Source organism: Aliidiomarina iranensis, assembly GCF_003987135.1.
Taxonomy (GTDB): Bacteria; Pseudomonadota; Gammaproteobacteria; order Enterobacterales; family Alteromonadaceae; genus Aliidiomarina; species Aliidiomarina iranensis.
The window spans coordinates 162,909-178,668 of the sequence record NZ_PIPJ01000002.1 but is presented as its reverse complement, the minus strand read 5'-3'; the positions used below and the strand labels follow the sequence as shown (position 1 = coordinate 178,668).

The window sequence follows — 15,760 nt, the reverse complement described above, 5'->3', positions numbered from 1 at the left end:
GCCGGTTTATTTGATATTTAAATTGATGTAGTGGCATGCCAAAAGGTATTCAAAAGGTGTTCAAGCGGTATAAAGCACAGCTGTTGTCATCCATTTTTTCGTTTAGCGCAAGGCTCATAATTGAGCCTTTTCCCTGGGCTCGGAACACCCCCCTTAGTTCCGAGCTCTTCTTTTTTATGCCCCATTTTAAATCACACATTGCTGTTAAAAACAGCGTTAGGCGGTTTGGCGCTTGATGTTGAATAAATTATAGAAGTTATTTCGTGTAACCTCTGCTACTTCTTCTACCGCAACACCTTTTAAATCGGCAACGCATTCAGCCACATGAGTTACGAAGGCTGGTTGATTTTCTTTCCCACGATGTGGCACTGGCGCAAGCCAAGGCGAATCCGTTTCAATAAGTAAACGTTCTAGCGGTACTTGCCGCACTACTTGCCGCAATTCTTCGGCACTAGCGAACGTTACTATTCCTGATATGGAAATATAAAAACCAAGCTCTAGCGCTTTTTCCGCCATATCCATGCTCTCGGTAAAACAGTGCATAACACCGCGGCATTTCTCGGCGCGGCCTTCCCGTAACATGTCTATCGTGTCCTCGCGCGCATCACGCGTATGAATAATTAAAGGCTTTTTTACTTGATTAGCAATTTCAATATGCCGAGCAAAACTTTCCTGCTGAGTAGTGATATGCTCTTTATCGTAATAGTAATCGAGGCCAGTTTCACCTACTGCCACAACGTCCTCGCGGGCACAAAGATTTGCCAAATCACGTTCGTTAAACCCGTGTTTCGCTACATACAAAGGATGAACGCCACAAGAGAAACTCACATCGTTATGTTGGCCAACTATTTCCTGCATTTTTGCAAAATCATCGAGAGCCACGCCAATACATAGCATGTGCTCAATACTTGCTGCCCTTGCAGCCGCTAGCACTTTATCAATGCCTTCGGTTTCCGTGGTTTTTAATTTATCTAAATGACAATGGGAATCTACAAACATAATTATTCCTAATTGTAGGCTGAGGCACGGAGCGATCGTGTCAATTCACCACTCCAAGATGCCATTAGAATTTGTGCGTTAATGCCCGCGCTTTGTAACGCCTTACGTAAGCTGACACCTCTTCGATAACCTTCCTCGAGCGCACTTGCTAGGTGCTTCGGTGCTGCTGGCTGGCTGATACTATTTGTAATTACCGCCGGTAGCTCTCCCAATAATACTTGCCTGTGAGCCACTTGGATCTCGGTAAGCAAAAGCGCTAAGAGTGCATGTACCTGCTCTAAATCTTTACTCAGTTCAAGCTCTCCCCTACAGAGTAGCCCCAAGTAACTGCGCACCGGCTCATCATCCTGTAGTTGCTGCAAAACCGTAAGAGGCTTTTGCAAAGCAAGCTCTAATATGAGGTTATCGCTAATAGCTTGCTTGCTGTGTTCATAAAGCCAGGATTTGATTTCCGCCTTACTCGGTTGCGGCAAGGTGTAAGCAAGCAGGCGGCTACGAATAGTAGGTAATAATTGTGAGTAACGCACCGCGGCTAGTTGAATAAAGGTATTTTCCGGAGGCTCTTCCAGCGTTTTCAACAAAGCGTTAGCAGCTTGCACTGTCATCCTATCCGCATGCAAAATTTGCACTACTTTATTCCCACCTTGGCTAGCCGTTTGTTGTACCTGCAGAGCAACTTTGCGTACCGCATCAACACCAATTTGTTTTCCGGTTTCCGGCTCAATACGCAGGTAATCAGGATGGGTTCCGGCGTGCCAAAGCTGACAACTCTTGCATTGGCCGCAAGCCTTTTGCTTTTGCCCTAACTGTTGGCACAATAAAAACGCGGCTAATTGCTGTAACAGCTCATCCATTCCAAAATCAGTAGCATAGGTAAATCCCATACCATGAGGTAAGCGGCCGGAATGGGCTGCAGTGGCCAGCTGTTGCCAAAGTGGCCGCAACCAAGGGAAGGCTACTCTGGCCATTGTTGTTCCAAAGCTTGCTGAATGTCTGCCTGAACCAAGGGTAAATCTTGCTCCGCATTAATAACCACGATGCTCGGCTCTTGCGCTGCAATCTCTAAGTAACGGTTTCGTGTTCGAGTGAAAAATTCAGCTTTGCTACGCTCAAAGCGATCCAGAGAGCCTCGGCTTGAGGCTCGCGCTAAACCAACTGCCGGTGAAATATCTAAATACAGGGTAAAGTCCGGCGCGAAATCCTGTAACGTAAATGCTTTGAGTTGTTGTAATACACCGCTATCAACGCCACGGCCACCGCCTTGGTAGGCTCGGGAGGATAGATCATGGCGATCACCAATAACCCAGGTGCCTGCAGCAAGGGCCGGTTTAATTTGATTTTCTACCAGTTGTACGCGAGCTGCGTACATAAGAAGGAGTTCAGCTTGCGGTGTTACTTGCTCCTGCCAATCACCTTTTACAATGTCTCGCAATGCCTCAGCGAAGGGTGTGCCTCCTGGTTCACGAACCTGTATAAAGGGAATATTATGCGCTTCAAGCCACTGGCTTACCGTAGCCACCGCAGTACTTTTCCCTGCCCCCTCAAGCCCCTCAATAACGATAAACTTTCCTAGCATCAGTTCCTCTGATAACGCTGAACAGCGCGATTGTGTTCCGCTAATGTGCGGGAAAATACATGGGTGCCATCATTGCGGCTAACAAAATAGAAATACTCACTTTCTGCCGGCGCTAAAGTTGCCGCGATAGCTGCTCTACCGGGCATCGCAATTGGTGTTGGCGGTAACCCATCAATTCGATAGGTATTGTATGCCGTGGTTTGCTGAATATCTGAGCGGTAAATAACACCACGATAGGCATCCCCTAAACCATAAATAATAGTGGGGTCTGATTGCAATCGCATTCCCGTGCGTAATCGATTCACAAATACCGAGGCTACCAATGCACGCTCTTCCTCGGCACCCGTTTCTTTCTCGATAATGGAAGCCAAAATTAGGGATTCATAGGGTGTTGCTACCGGTACGCTGCGATCACGATTAAGCCATAATTCCGAGAGAGTTGCTTGCATTCGTTGATATGCTTGCTGATAGATTTGTAAATCGGTAGTGCCAGCATAAAAACGATAGGTATCGGGAAATAATAAACCTTCCACATGGGCATGTTCACCATCTGTGAGTATGCTTGCCAGCTCATCGGCTGTAAATGCGTCCTGATTGACCTGAATGTGTTCGTGCTCAGCTAATTGCTGTTGCCATTGTTTAAACTCACTCCCCTCAACAAAAGTGATGGAAAACAAATGTTGCCGGCCGCTAACAATTCGTTGCCAAATATTAGCCGCCGTATCCGTGGGCCTGATGGCATAAACTCCGGCCTGAACACGCTGGCCGCGAAAGAATAAACGAAAGCTTAATTCATTCAATTTTGCATGAGGAATTAAATCGTCAGCAGCAAGAGCTTGCGCAATTCGCCGCGGATTACTTCCCCGGGGAACCTGAAATAGCAAAGGCTGTTCTGCATCAGTAGCAAGAGCAACAGAACTTCCTTTATAGAACCACCAATTCACGGCAGCGTAGCCCGCAGCAGTTCCTGCACCAAGCAGTATGATAAGAAGCAAAGATATCGATAATACCGTTTTTTTCATAACCTAATCATTACCGCCATGATAAATGCGCATCTATTGCGTAGCTGCAGATTAAAGTAGTGTTTGCCAATGTTTTGAATAAGTTCGAACGGATAATTCAATACCCTTAATGTTACTCACTGGCACCAAGCCAAGCAAGGCGTTACAGACAAAGATTTCATCAGCTTGCAACAGAGATTCTAAGCGGTAGCGGCCGATTCGCACCTGCGGATTCTGTGCTAACAACTCAGCACGAACAACCCCCTCAATTCCCGCATTAGTTAAATCAGGTGTATGCCACTGGCCATTATGCCGCCAGAAGATATTCCCCATCGTGGTTTCGCAAATATAATCATCGGCATCAGAAACAATCAAATCGTCCGGCTTAGGCTCCATAACCGCTCGTAAATCTTGCAATTCTTGCTTCAGCATAACTTGCTCGAGCCGATTCAAGGTTTTTAAACCTGCAAACTCAGGCTGAATGGCTAAACGAAAACTCGCCTGGGCTATGCGGATCCCCTGTTTCTGCCATGCCCCGTAATGGCTGGGAACATGCGAAATACTAACAACTCGGTTCGAATTACTGGGCATCGGCGGCGCGTAACCACGGCCACCTTCACCTCGAGAAATGAGAATTTTAATCACCGCAGATACACTATCGTGATGCTCAATTAACAGCTTAGCCTCAGCAAGCAGTGTGTGTTCATCAACTAGTGGTATTTTTAGCCGTGCACAGGTTTGCTGTAACCGCTGCCAATGCCGAGGCCATAATTGTAGTTCTCGCTCACGCACCGCAATGGTAGTGAAACATCCATCACCATAGTTTAACCCTCTATCAGAAACACCAATGAGTTCGCCTTCTTCACCATTTATTAATGCTCTCATTTTGGCGCCTCTTACGGAAATTCAATAGGATTAATACAACGGGATTTAGCATACCGCAAATAGAAAAAAGGCGGAATTTTCATTCCGCCTTTTCATTAAAATTCTTACTTGCTGAGATTTACAATTAAGCAGAATGCTTATTGATGTAATCGATCGCAGCCTGAACGGTACGAATCTTTTCAGCTTCTTCGTCAGGAATTTCTGTTTCAAATTCTTCTTCAAGAGCCATTACTAGCTCTACAGTATCAAGAGAATCTGCACCAAGGTCGTTTTCAAAAGAAGCTTCTGGCTTTACTTCTTCTTCTTTAACACCTAGTTGCTCAATAACAATTTTTTTAACGCGTTCTTCGATAGTGCTCATGTGTAACCCTCAAATCAAGGTATCTTGAATAAATTTGCGTGTAGTGTAAGCAATACGCCTACATGATGAAAGTAAAAATTTGCCCAAATGGCGGAGGTCTTACCTCGTTGTTGTCCGTTAGGCCTATTAAACCATACTCATACCACCATTCACATGAATGGTTTCACCGGTAATGTAAGCTGCCCCAGCAGAGGCTAAAAAGCCAACGGCAGCGGCAATTTCTTCAGGCCGCCCTAACCGACCGGCAGGGATAGTATCAAAGATACGCTCCTTTTGCTCGTCAGTTAACGCTTTTGTCATGTCGGTGTCAATAAAACCTGGTGCAACCGCGTTTACAGTTACCCCACGAGAGGCGATTTCTTTTGCTAAGGCTTTAGTAAATCCAATTAAACCAGCTTTCGCAGCACAGTAATTCGCCTGCCCTGGGTTGCCAGTTGTTCCAACCACTGAACCGATATTGATAATGCGGCCATGGCGATTCTTCATCATTCCCCGCATCACCGCTTTCGATATTTTGAACACAGCGGTTAGGTTTGTTTCCAACACCTGATCCCACTCATCCTCTTTCATGCGCATGAGTAAGTTATCCCGTGTGATTCCGGCATTGTTCACAAGGATATCAATTTTGCCAAATTCTTTTTGTACATCCGCTACGAGTTGGTCAATTGCGCCCGGCTCGGTTACGTTCAACGTTTTGCCAGTACCACTTTGTCCCAGATACTCACTAATGGTAGCCGCACCTTTTTCGCTTGTGGCGGTGCCAACTACCGTAGCGCCCGCGGCTACTAAATTCTCAGCAATCGCTTTACCAATTCCACGCGTGGCGCCGGTTACTAAAGCGATTTGGCCTGCTAATGAGCTCGACATTCTGCTCTCCCTATTAAGGTTAGTTAAAATCCATCAGATAACGGGTTTAGCCAATACACAAGGCCTTTACACCTTCACTATCGTGCACTGCTGCCCCTTCTAATTCACGATCGATTCGCTTGGTTAAGCCTGTTAACACTTTACCTGGGCCTATTTCGTAAATATGAGTGATGCCCTGTGTTTTCATTTCCTCGATGGTTTCAGTCCAACGAACAGCCGAGAACAGTTGGGCAACTAGAGCCTCACGAAGTTCCTCCGGTGATTTAGCCTCAGTAACACTCACATTGTGTAAAACGGGTATCCGCGGCAATTGCACTTCAACACTATCGAGAGCCTCGGCAAGTGCATCAGCCGCTGGCATCATTAATGCGCAGTGAGAAGGCACGCTTACTGGCAACGGCAACACCCGTTTCGCTCCGGCTGCTTTACAAGCATCACCCGCGCGAGCAACGGCATCTTTTTCGCCGGCGATCACCACTTGCCCCGGTGAATTAAAGTTTACGGCTTCTACAACATCACCTTGCGCAGCTTCCAGGCACGCCGCTTGCACTTTTTCATCATCCAAGCCAATTACCGCAGCCATTGCGCCCGTGCCTGAAGGAACGGCACTTTGCATCGCTTTCCCACGCAGTTCAACTAATTTAATTGCATCGGCAAAGTTAAGCGCGCCGGCACATACTAACGCCGAATATTCACCTAAGCTGTGGCCTGCCATGATTGCGGGAACAGGCCCATTACTTAAGCAACGATACACCGCAACACTAGCGGCAAGTAAGGCCGGCTGTGTTACTTCTGTTTGATTGAGTTTACCTTCGTTATCATTTTGCACGAGATCCCAAAGATCATAACCCAAAACGTCAGATGCTTCGGCGAAAGTAGCTTGCACTTGTGGATATTGCTCAGCTAACTCAGCTAACATACCTACGGTTTGCGAACCTTGCCCTGGAAATACGTAAGCCACTTGTTGACTCATCACAACCCTCTTTTTTTATCAAAATTAATACTTAATTAACGCGGAGCCCCAGGCAAAACCGCCGCCAAATGCCTCAAGGAGTAAGTTTTGGCCTGGCTGTATACGGCCATCACGAATGGCGATGTCGAGCGCTATAGGCACTGAGGCAGCGGAGGTGTTTCCGGTATCTGCAAGTGTCATCACCACCTGCGACATGGGCATTTTTAACTTCCGTGCCGTAGCCTGAATAATACGATAATTTGCTTGGTGTGGAATCAACCAATCTAAATCTTTGGCTTCCATCTGATTGGCGGCCAGTGTTTGTGCTACGAGCTCAGCTAACTTTTCCACCGCCACCTTAAAAACCTCGCGGCCTTTCATATATAGCCATGCTTCTTGTTGCAATGCGGCATCATCGCGGCTCGGATGATCAGCACCTAGCAAAGAAGCAAACTCTCCAGCACTGAATATATGGGTAGATAAAACACCAGGTTCATCCGCTCGCGACAACACAGCTGCGCCGGCACCATCGCCAAACAAAATAATGGTATTTCTATCATCTGGCCGACACATTCGCGATAGCGTATCGCTACCGATCACCAAAACATGTTTTGCTGCACCACTAATAATATATTTCTCAGCTACCGAAAGTGCAAAAATAAAGCCAGAGCAGGCAGCCGCCACATCAAAAGCTGGAACATCGGTGATGCCGAGCGCATGTTGAATTTCACAGGCTGCACTGGGAAACGCACGATCCGCTGAAGTTGTTGCTAGCACAATAAGGTCGATATCTTTAGCCTGGATGCCCGCGGCAGCGATTGCTTGTTTCGCCGCTTCCGCACCCATAGTTACAACCGATTCGTCTGCCGAGGCTATTCGGCGTTCTTGGATGCCTGTGCGCTCACGAATCCAAGAATCACTGGTATCCACTCGCTGTTCGAGTTCTGCGTTAGTAAGGCGTTGAGCGGGAAGAAAATGGCCTGTGCCAGTTAATTTTGCGTGGTGTTGTTGCGCGAACATATCACTCCTCATTGTATCTCCTGCCCCTCTTGCGCAAAAAGCTACAATAAAGACGAGAAGGTTAGTGCTGTTCTGAGAGCACTTTTTCTACTTGGTTGTGAATTCGCGCAGGTAGGTTCAATTGCGTTTCTGTAATCGCATGGGCAATCGCACTATAAAATGCATTCGCTGAAGCGTTACCATGGCTCTTCACAACCACACCGCGCAATCCTACCAGACTTGCACCGTTGTACTGGTCGGGGTTGAGCCAAGCCCACGATTTCTTTTGCCGTTTATAGAGTAACCATGCCAAACCGCGGCTGAACCAATGAGTTTTCAAGTTCCGTTGAAAATGTTCGTACACCATATTTGCCATGCCTTCGCAGCTTTTCAATGCAATGTTACCGGTGAACCCATCACAAACAATCACATCAGCGCTGCCAGTAAACAGATCAGAGCCTTCCACAAAACCGGTGTAATTAACAAAGTTGGAATTTTTCAGAAGCAACGCAGCTTGCTTCACAACGTCGGGCCCCTTGATTTCTTCGGTTCCCATGTTCAACAACGAAACTTTAGGATTTTCTATGTTGTTTAGTTCACGAGCAAGCACCGAACCCATTACCCCAAATTGAAATAAGGTTTCCGCATCACACACGGGGTTTGCACCAATATCTAACAAGAACCCTTGCTTGCCAAATTGGTTTGGAACAGGGGTAATCAGCGCTGGCCTTAATACACCGGGTAAGGTTTTTAAATACATGTAAGCCATCGCCATTAGTGCACCGGTATTACCGGCACTCACACAGCCTTGAGCGCTACCATCGGCAACGAGATCGATAGCAGCTCGCATCGATGAATCAGTTTTTTGGCGAATGCACTGCCCTGGCTTATCATCCATCTGTACTATTTGAGAAGTGTGCTGAATTCGCACTCGAGATAAATCGACAGAATTATTTTTACTTTCTCGGGCGAGAATAGCTTTCAAACGAGGTTCGTCGCCGGTAACTATAAAATCAGTTTCCGGAAACGAGTGCAGCGCTCTAATGAGCGCTGCAACAACGATGGCGGGACCACGGTCGCCGCCCATCGCATCGATAACTAAAGTAATTTTGGCCATACGCCTTAAGCGATGACTTTCTTACCTTTGTAGTAACCGTCTGCGGTTACGTGGTGACGACGATGAGTTTCGCCGCTTGTCTGATCAACAGACAATTCTGCGCCAGTTAATGAATCGTGTGAACGACGCATGCCGCGTGCAGAACGAGTTTTACGGTTTTTTTGTACAGCCATTTGACTGGTCTCCTGAATCGATTATTTCTTAAGCTTTTGCAATACAGCGAATGGGTTTGGCTTCTCTGCTTCCGCAGGTAACTCACCGTAACTCATTGTATCGCTCTTGATCGCACAGTCCTGCTCAGTATGCTTTGCCACTATCGGCAATGCGAGTAACAGCTCATCTTCAACTAAGGGATGGAGCAGAACTTCCCCTAGTTCATTAAGTTCAGCTGCTTCGTAATGCTCCGGCATATCTTCGGCAGTTTGCCGTTTCGTTACCGGCGCATACTGAAACTCTATTGCTAAACTGTAGGGCATGGTTCCACCACACCGCTGACACGTTAGCTCAACGTTAGCTTTCGCCTGACCACGAAAATTATGTATCTTTTGCTCATCTGTACCAAACCATAGCGTGACCTCTACGTCTGGACAGGGTGATGCCAGTACTTCATTAAAACGCGGCAGATTTTTTGACGGAATATACCCATCAAAAGATAGCCGTTTTCCAGAATTGCGTACTGGGTCAACCGAAAGCGGTATTAGAACCTTTTGCATAGCGCGCGAATAATAATGGTTGATAGGTTGATAGTCAAAGAAATTTCACCCCTAAGCCGCTGTTTCTATGAAAAACTGCGCAAAAGTTACTTTCTGAATGGGAAAGCATGGCAAAATAACTCAAAGACATATTCTATCACAGAGGTTGGTTATGCACACTAAGGAACACGTTGGATTATTCGATACAACAAAACAGCCCCAAATTACCAATCATCTTCCTTTGGTTTTAGCGTCCAGTTCAGTATATCGGCAGCAACTATTAAAACAATTGCGTGTTCCCTTTATTGCTAAGGCCCCTAACATCGACGAAAGCCTCTTGGCGGATGAAACTCATGTACAACTCGTGCAGCGTTTGGCAGAGGCAAAAGCTAAAACCCTAGCTGCTGAATTCCCTGCCCACTTAATTATCGGTTCCGACCAAGTAGCGGTTTGCACTGGGCGTATTTTTGGTAAACCTAATAATGTTGAAACAGCAGTACAACAATTACTGCATTTTAGTGGGCGCGCGGTAACCTTCTATACCGGCTTGTGTGTGTTAAATAGCGAGAGTGGTGTAGCCTACACAATTACCGAACCCTACTCCGTGTATTTTCGAACACTCACAGAAACTAAAGTTCGCCACTACATTGAACTTGAACAGCCGCTCAACTGCGCCGGCAGCTTTAAATCTGAGGGGTTAGGCATAACGCTTTTTCATAAAATGAAAGGCGACGATCCAAATAGCTTAATTGGTTTACCCCTCATTCGTTTAACTGATCTGCTCAGTCGCCATGGTTTCGAACTTCCGGAGCAGGCTCGGTAGCTCTGTGATATCAGTTAACACAGCCAAGGGTGATTCTGCACTGAGGGTATTATGATCGTGTACACCCCAGGTCACGCCAAGAGATGACATGTTTGCTGCCTTCGCCATACGCAGATCATAGCGCGAATCACCGATCATAATTGCTTGTTGGGCGTTAACACCTGTTTCGCTGAGTATTTCATTCAACATTTGCGGATGCGGTTTTGAATTCGCCTCATCGGCGCATCGTGATGTTTGAAAAAAATGGCCCGTATTCGTTTCCCGCCAAGCGCGATTTAACCCCTGCCGCGCTTTGCCAGTTGCCACCGCGAGTTTTAAGCCGCTGCCATTTAATTCACTAAGCACTTCATAGGCATCCGGAAACAGAGGCGATGGCGTTTTATCTTTATGCAGATAATACTCTCGATAAATGGCAATCAATGCTTCCTGCTCGGTTTTCTCTGAACAATCAAACAAGCGCTCTAATGCTACCCATAAGCTCAAGCCGATGATATCGCGCACAGCGGATTCAGCTGGCACAGGTAAGTTAGCCGCAACGGCCATTTGCTGCATGCAGGATACAATTTTCGGCACGGAATCCATCAAAGTACCATCCCAATCAAATACGATAAGAGGGTAACGGCTATTGTTTACTGGTGCATTCATGGATTAGGTATTTCCCTTTCTTAAAGTGAGCAAAACATCAGTTAAATGTTTTTCTAATGGCGCAAAAAACTGCACGCGTTCGCCCGTACTCGGATGGCTGATAGCTAAACGCTCGGCATGAAGAAATAATCGATTCAAGCCTATTTTACGCAACTGTTCATCGAAACCTCGCATACCATATTTGTTGTCTTGTGCGATAGGATGACCAACGCATTGGCTATGAACACGAATTTGGTGCGTTCTGCCGGTAACGGGAGAGGCTTCTACCAAGGTGGTATTTATACTACTAAGAGGATAACGCTCGCGAACTTTGAAACGAGTTAAGCTTGCTTTACCCGCAGGATCAACACGAACCACCCGTTCACCTGATTGCAGGGTATTTTTTAATAGTGGTGAATCAACTTTCTTAATTTTACCTGGCCAACTGCCGAACACTAACGCGATATAGGTCTTTTCCATGTCTTTGTCGCGCAGCTGTTCGTGCAAAGAGCGCAACGCAGAACGCTTCTTAGCCACCATGAGAAGGCCGGAAGTATCTCGATCGAGGCGATGAACCAATTCAAGAAATTTAGCGTTCGGGCGAAGGGCTCGCAATCCCTCTATCAAGCCATACTGCAAACCTGAGCCACCGTGAACAGCCATACCTGCCGGTTTATTCACAACGATCATGTGATCGTCTTCAAAGATGATACAGCCTTCCAACTGTGAAATTTTATCTAGGTTGGGATTTGGTAAATCGGGCTTTTCATTCACGCGAACCGGAGGTATCCGTATTTCGTCACCCTCTTGCAACCGATAATCAGGTTTAATTCGCTTTTTATTAACGCGCACCTCGCCTTTTCGTACGATACGATAAACCATACTCTTTGGTACCCCTTTTAGCTGGGTAAGCAAGAAATTATCAATGCGTTGGCCGCCCTCATCGGGGCCTATCGTGTGAAAGCGAACTTGGTGTTGAATCTCACTCATGCGTAAAGGCTTGCCTTTAATCAGTTAAATCGAGGTATGAGTTAGCAGTATATCATGCGCAACTTCACCGATGACAGCGTAAACGGCGATTCTAGCTCCTATTTGTTGCTTGTCAGCACTCCGGGATAATGCGACAATGTGGTGTCAGATCTGAAGGGTCTGCCTTAATATGTTTTTCTCGATGAATTTTTCTCGGAAAACACAACACTGAAAGCAGTGAATGCCTGTTTCGGCAATTAAGAAATTTATTGTTATGCGTAGTTTAGAATTCGCACTAAATATACAAACTCTCAGAGTGTTATTTAGGGGAAGTACTCACCGGTTAAGCGTTATTGTATTCGCAAAGAGCGATTGAAACGCCCTCGATGAAGCAACCAAAGCAGAATAACTACGGGTAACCTCGCGAACTTCCAAAGAAGCCGCGTTAAAGATAAAAGAACAGTATTTATAACTCGCATTAAATTAGCTGCCCTTGTAGCGCGCACCATCAATAGATACGGTGCCGGTAGCCAATTTAGCAACGGAACGGGCCGTATTCGGCAATGCAGTGTTGTGATTTCGTACCCATAAACGTATGAGTCACACTATATGAAAAGAATGCTAATTAATGCCACGCAACAAGAAGAGCTTCGGGTTGCGCTGGTTGACGGACAACGCCTCTACGATTTGGACATTGAAAGCCCAGGTCACGAACAAAAAAAATCGAACATCTACAAAGGTAAAATTACCCGTGTTGAACCAAGCTTAGAAGCTGCGTTCGTTGATTACGGTGCTGATCGACACGGATTCCTTCCACTTAAAGAAATTGCCCGCACTTACTTTCCTAAAGGTTACAAATTTGATGGTCGCCCAAACATCCGTGATGTGGTGAAGGAAGGCCAAGAAGTTATTGTGCAAATTGACAAGGAAGAGCGTGGCCAAAAAGGTGCTGCGTTAACAACCTTTATCTCACTTGCCGGTAGTTATCTTGTTTTAATGCCGAACAATCCGCGTGCAGGTGGTATTTCTCGCCGTATCGAAGGCGATGAGCGCACTGAATTGAAAGATGCGTTGTCCGCACTCGAAGTGCCTGATGGTATGGGTTTAATTGTTCGAACCGCGGGTGTTGGCAAATCGTCTGAAGAGTTGGCCTGGGATTTAAATGTATTGCTGCATCATTGGACAGCAATTGAGCAAGTGTCCTCTACCCGCTCCGCACCGTTCCTCGTACATCAAGAATCAAACGTAATTTTCCGTGCAATTCGAGATTACCTGCGCCGCGACATTGGCGAAATATTGATTGATGATCAAACAATATATGAACAAGCCTGTGACCACATAAAAATTGTTCGCCCTGATTTCTTACAACGGGTTAAGTTGTACCAAGGCGAGATTCCTTTATTTAGCCACTATCAAATCGAAAGCCAAATCGAAACAGCTTTTCAACGTGAGGTAAGGTTGCCCTCAGGTGGTTCTATTTCAATTGACCCAACTGAAGCATTAACCTCGATTGATATAAACTCGGCGAAAGCCACTAAAGGTGGCGATATTGAAGAAACTGCGTTCCAAACCAACTTGGAAGCAGCAGATGAAATCGCTCGGCAACTGCGTTTGCGCGATGTTGGCGGTTTAATCGTGATTGATTTTATCGATATGACACCACCTAAGCATCAGCGCGAAGTTGAAAATCGCCTGCGAGATGCACTTAAACAAGATCGTGCTCGCGTGCAAACAGCTCGAATTTCGCGTTTTGGGTTGCTAGAAATGTCCCGGCAACGCTTGCGGCCTTCTCTAGGTGAATCATCTAATCAGGTTTGCCCCCGTTGTGATGGGCAAGGCACGATTCGAGGTGATGAATCACTTGCGCTCTCGGTGTTGCGTTTAATTGAAGAAGAATCCCTAAAGGACAACACTGGGCAGGTAAACGCCCAAGTGCCAGTAACCGTTGCAACCTATCTTCTAAATGAAAAACGTGCGGCATTGCGCGTGATTGAAGATCGTACGAAAGTAACCATCTTGGTAATTCCAAACCAGCATTTAGAAACGCCGCATTTCGATGTGCAGCGCTTGCGCACTGATGAAATGTCGGAAGTTCATAGTTTCCGCTTGTTACAGGCCGCTGAAATTAAAGAAATTGAGTTCGCTGCACCGCGGGAAAAAGCTGCCGATGAGCCGGCACTGAAAACATTAGTAGCCCCTACTGCTCCGCCTCCTAGTGCTGCACCTGCTGCTGTTACCCATAAACCTGGGATCATGAGCCGTATCAGCAAATGGATTGGTGAACTATTCTCCGGGTCTGAGGAAGAAAAAGCGGAAGAAAAAAGAAAAGCGGAACAAAAAGCAAATGCGGCGAAACGCTCTGAGCAAGAACGTAGAAACAATAACCGCCGCCGGCCAAACCAAAATCGCAATCGTGGCGGTAAGCGAGATGATCGTTCGAACAAGCCGCAAAGCCAAACACGTAATGAGAAACCGGACGCAGAAGAAAGTAAGCAGACACAGGCTGCGAACGAAAAATCTGAACAGCGGCCTCGGCGCAATCGTCGGCGGAAGCCAAACTCGCAGAAACAAAATCAATCTGCGAATGGCGCACAAAACGAAAGCAATGCTGTAGAAACCAACTCTGAGAATACCAAAGGTAATCAGCAAGCAGAGCCACAGCGTAGCCAAGATAAGAAAGAAGACACGAGTGCGCAGATGCCGAAAGAGCGGCGCCAACGTCGGAATCTAAGCAAGAGCGTACGCATGCAAAAAGGCCTAGTTTCTGACGCCAATGGCACTGCAGAAGCTGAAAACATTGCTACGGCAAGTGAGAGTAAAGCTGAAAGCACAGCTTCGGCAAGCAATAGCATAGAAGCACAAAGTAGTAATGCAACAACTTCAGATACCGTTACTGAGCAAAAACCTGTAGCAACGGCTGCTTCTCATGAGGTTGATTCACAAGCAGTATCTACCGATACACAGCAATCTGATGCAAGCTCTACCGAGGTAAATAGCGAAGTAGTCCAATCCATACAAGCTGGGGAAGCTCCTGAGAAGCCAACCCGTAAACGTGCCCGCAGAAAGCCGGCAAAAGCAAAACAGGAAGCCGCTAATAAAAATAGCGATGCAGAAAAAGTTGATGGTGATGCTGCAAGCCAAGCAGAATCGCTAGCAGGAGAAACCAAAGCGGATAGCACAACTGCTGAAAAAGATGCGGTGAATACCGCTGCAAATAGTAATGATGGAACCGAAACAAGTTCTGCTAAATCTGAGGAATCTGCAGCTAGCGAGCCAGTTAGTGAGCCAGTTAGTGAAAAAACAAGCGCTGAAAATTCTGGTGTTGGAAAACCGGAAGTAGAGGCTGGGCAAGGAAACAATTCTGAAGCAAGCGCAACTGAAGCTGCACCTGAGCTAGAAACGGCTGAACCTGCTCCAGAAGCCGAAACTCAATCTGCCGAAGCAGATAAAGTAGCCGATACTGCTGCTGAAAAAAGCGAAGCGGTAGAAGTGCCCACAAAAACGGAAGAAGCTAAATCTGCAGTAAAAGCTAAAGTGGCATCTACTAAGAATGTTGCCTCGGCCCCTATGGCCAAAGCTGCGGCAGTTCAAGATTCAACTGCCGATATACAAGCGCTGAGTTCTGCTCCAGCAGAACGCCGTGCTGAGGTAAAACGTTCTGGCCGTTATTCTGGTATTAGTAGTGCGTTAAACAAGGCTGAAGCTGGCCCTGCTCGTGCTGCGCCACCGAAAGAGTAACTCGGCTAGGGCTAGAGATATTACTTGTTTAATCTCAAAACTGGCTCTTGTAGCTGAGCATAAAGGATAAGCAAAATCCTAAATAAAAAAGCCGAGGTTCACCCTCGGCTTTTTACTTTTGATAAAGCTTACAATAAATCTTAAGCCTAAGTATCAA

Annotated in this window: 16 protein-coding genes; 2 read left to right on the top strand and 14 right to left on the bottom strand. The window is 46.5% G+C overall.

The genetic code is table 11. From position 1 onward, the window contains the following. Positions 1–216 precede the first annotated feature (216 nt). The 12 genes from CWE08_RS03940 to yceD form a co-directional block, all read right to left on the bottom strand. Positions 217–999, bottom strand: coding sequence for a TatD family hydrolase (locus tag CWE08_RS03940; RefSeq protein ID WP_126765830.1), 783 nt, complete (start codon positions 997–999; stop codon positions 217–219). 8 nt (positions 1,000–1,007) lie between these two features. Continuing rightward, the gene (locus tag CWE08_RS03935) at positions 1,008–1,967 is read right to left on the bottom strand and encodes a hypothetical protein (protein ID WP_126765828.1); all 960 of its coding nucleotides are present in this window, start codon (positions 1,965–1,967) and stop codon (positions 1,008–1,010) included. Continuing rightward, positions 1,955–2,575 carry a dTMP kinase gene (gene tmk / locus CWE08_RS03930; protein ID WP_126765826.1) on the bottom strand — a complete coding sequence of 207 codons (621 nt, stop codon included), beginning with the start codon at positions 2,573–2,575 and terminating at the stop codon, positions 1,955–1,957. The genes CWE08_RS03935 and tmk overlap by 13 nt, the downstream gene beginning before the upstream one ends. Next, a complete protein-coding gene (gene mltG, locus CWE08_RS03925) occupies positions 2,575–3,597 on the bottom strand; it encodes an endolytic transglycosylase MltG (RefSeq protein WP_126765824.1) in 1,023 nt (340 codons plus the stop codon). Before mltG ends, tmk begins: the two co-directional genes overlap by 1 nt. 51 nt (positions 3,598–3,648) lie before the next feature. Continuing rightward, the gene (pabC, locus tag CWE08_RS03920; RefSeq protein WP_126765822.1) at positions 3,649–4,461 is read right to left on the bottom strand and encodes an aminodeoxychorismate lyase; all 813 of its coding nucleotides are present in this window, start codon (positions 4,459–4,461) and stop codon (positions 3,649–3,651) included. 124 nt (positions 4,462–4,585) lie between these two features. Continuing rightward, positions 4,586–4,822, bottom strand: a complete 237-nt coding sequence (gene acpP / locus CWE08_RS03915) for an acyl carrier protein (RefSeq protein ID WP_007419889.1) — start codon at positions 4,820–4,822, stop codon at positions 4,586–4,588. A gap of 126 nt (positions 4,823–4,948) precedes the next feature. Further along, positions 4,949–5,689: a 3-oxoacyl-ACP reductase FabG gene (gene fabG, locus CWE08_RS03910; RefSeq protein WP_126765820.1), complete on the bottom strand. Its 741-nt coding sequence runs from the start codon at positions 5,687–5,689 to the stop codon at positions 4,949–4,951. Between the two features lie 46 nt (positions 5,690–5,735). Continuing rightward, complete coding sequence (fabD, locus tag CWE08_RS03905) at positions 5,736–6,662, bottom strand: ACP S-malonyltransferase (RefSeq protein ID WP_126765818.1); 927 nt, start codon at positions 6,660–6,662, stop codon at positions 5,736–5,738. Between the two features lie 24 nt (positions 6,663–6,686). Continuing rightward, entirely contained in the window at positions 6,687–7,673 is a 987-nt protein-coding gene (locus CWE08_RS03900; protein WP_275540779.1) for a beta-ketoacyl-ACP synthase III, read from the bottom strand. A 49-nt stretch (positions 7,674–7,722) separates the two neighbouring features. Then, on the bottom strand, positions 7,723–8,757 hold the full coding sequence (gene plsX, locus CWE08_RS03895; protein ID WP_126765814.1) for a phosphate acyltransferase PlsX: 1,035 nt from the start codon (positions 8,755–8,757) through the stop codon (positions 7,723–7,725). 5 nt (positions 8,758–8,762) lie between these two features. Continuing rightward, the gene (gene rpmF / locus CWE08_RS03890) at positions 8,763–8,930 is read right to left on the bottom strand and encodes a 50S ribosomal protein L32 (protein ID WP_126765812.1); all 168 of its coding nucleotides are present in this window, start codon (positions 8,928–8,930) and stop codon (positions 8,763–8,765) included. Between the two features lie 21 nt (positions 8,931–8,951). Beyond that, positions 8,952–9,470 carry a 23S rRNA accumulation protein YceD gene (gene yceD / locus CWE08_RS03885; protein ID WP_126765810.1) on the bottom strand — a complete coding sequence of 173 codons (519 nt, stop codon included), beginning with the start codon at positions 9,468–9,470 and terminating at the stop codon, positions 8,952–8,954. 151 nt (positions 9,471–9,621) lie between these two features. Between yceD and CWE08_RS03880 the strand changes: the two genes are divergently transcribed. Next, the gene (locus tag CWE08_RS03880; RefSeq protein WP_126765808.1) at positions 9,622–10,272 is read left to right on the top strand and encodes a Maf family protein; all 651 of its coding nucleotides are present in this window, start codon (positions 9,622–9,624) and stop codon (positions 10,270–10,272) included. On the opposite strand, the gene CWE08_RS03875 is transcribed toward CWE08_RS03880, so the two are convergent. After that, positions 10,219–10,917, bottom strand: a complete 699-nt coding sequence (locus tag CWE08_RS03875) for an HAD family hydrolase (RefSeq protein ID WP_126765807.1) — start codon at positions 10,915–10,917, stop codon at positions 10,219–10,221. The two genes, CWE08_RS03880 and CWE08_RS03875, sit on opposite strands and share 54 nt — an antisense overlap. Before the next feature lie 3 nt (positions 10,918–10,920). After that, positions 10,921–11,886 carry a 23S rRNA pseudouridine(955/2504/2580) synthase RluC gene (gene rluC, locus CWE08_RS03870; protein WP_126765805.1) on the bottom strand — a complete coding sequence of 322 codons (966 nt, stop codon included), beginning with the start codon at positions 11,884–11,886 and terminating at the stop codon, positions 10,921–10,923. Between the two features lie 588 nt (positions 11,887–12,474). Between rluC and rne the strand changes: the two genes are divergently transcribed. Further along, positions 12,475–15,603, top strand: coding sequence for a ribonuclease E (gene rne, locus CWE08_RS03865; RefSeq protein WP_126765803.1), 3,129 nt, complete (start codon positions 12,475–12,477; stop codon positions 15,601–15,603). The last annotated feature ends 157 nt before the right edge of the window (positions 15,604–15,760 follow it).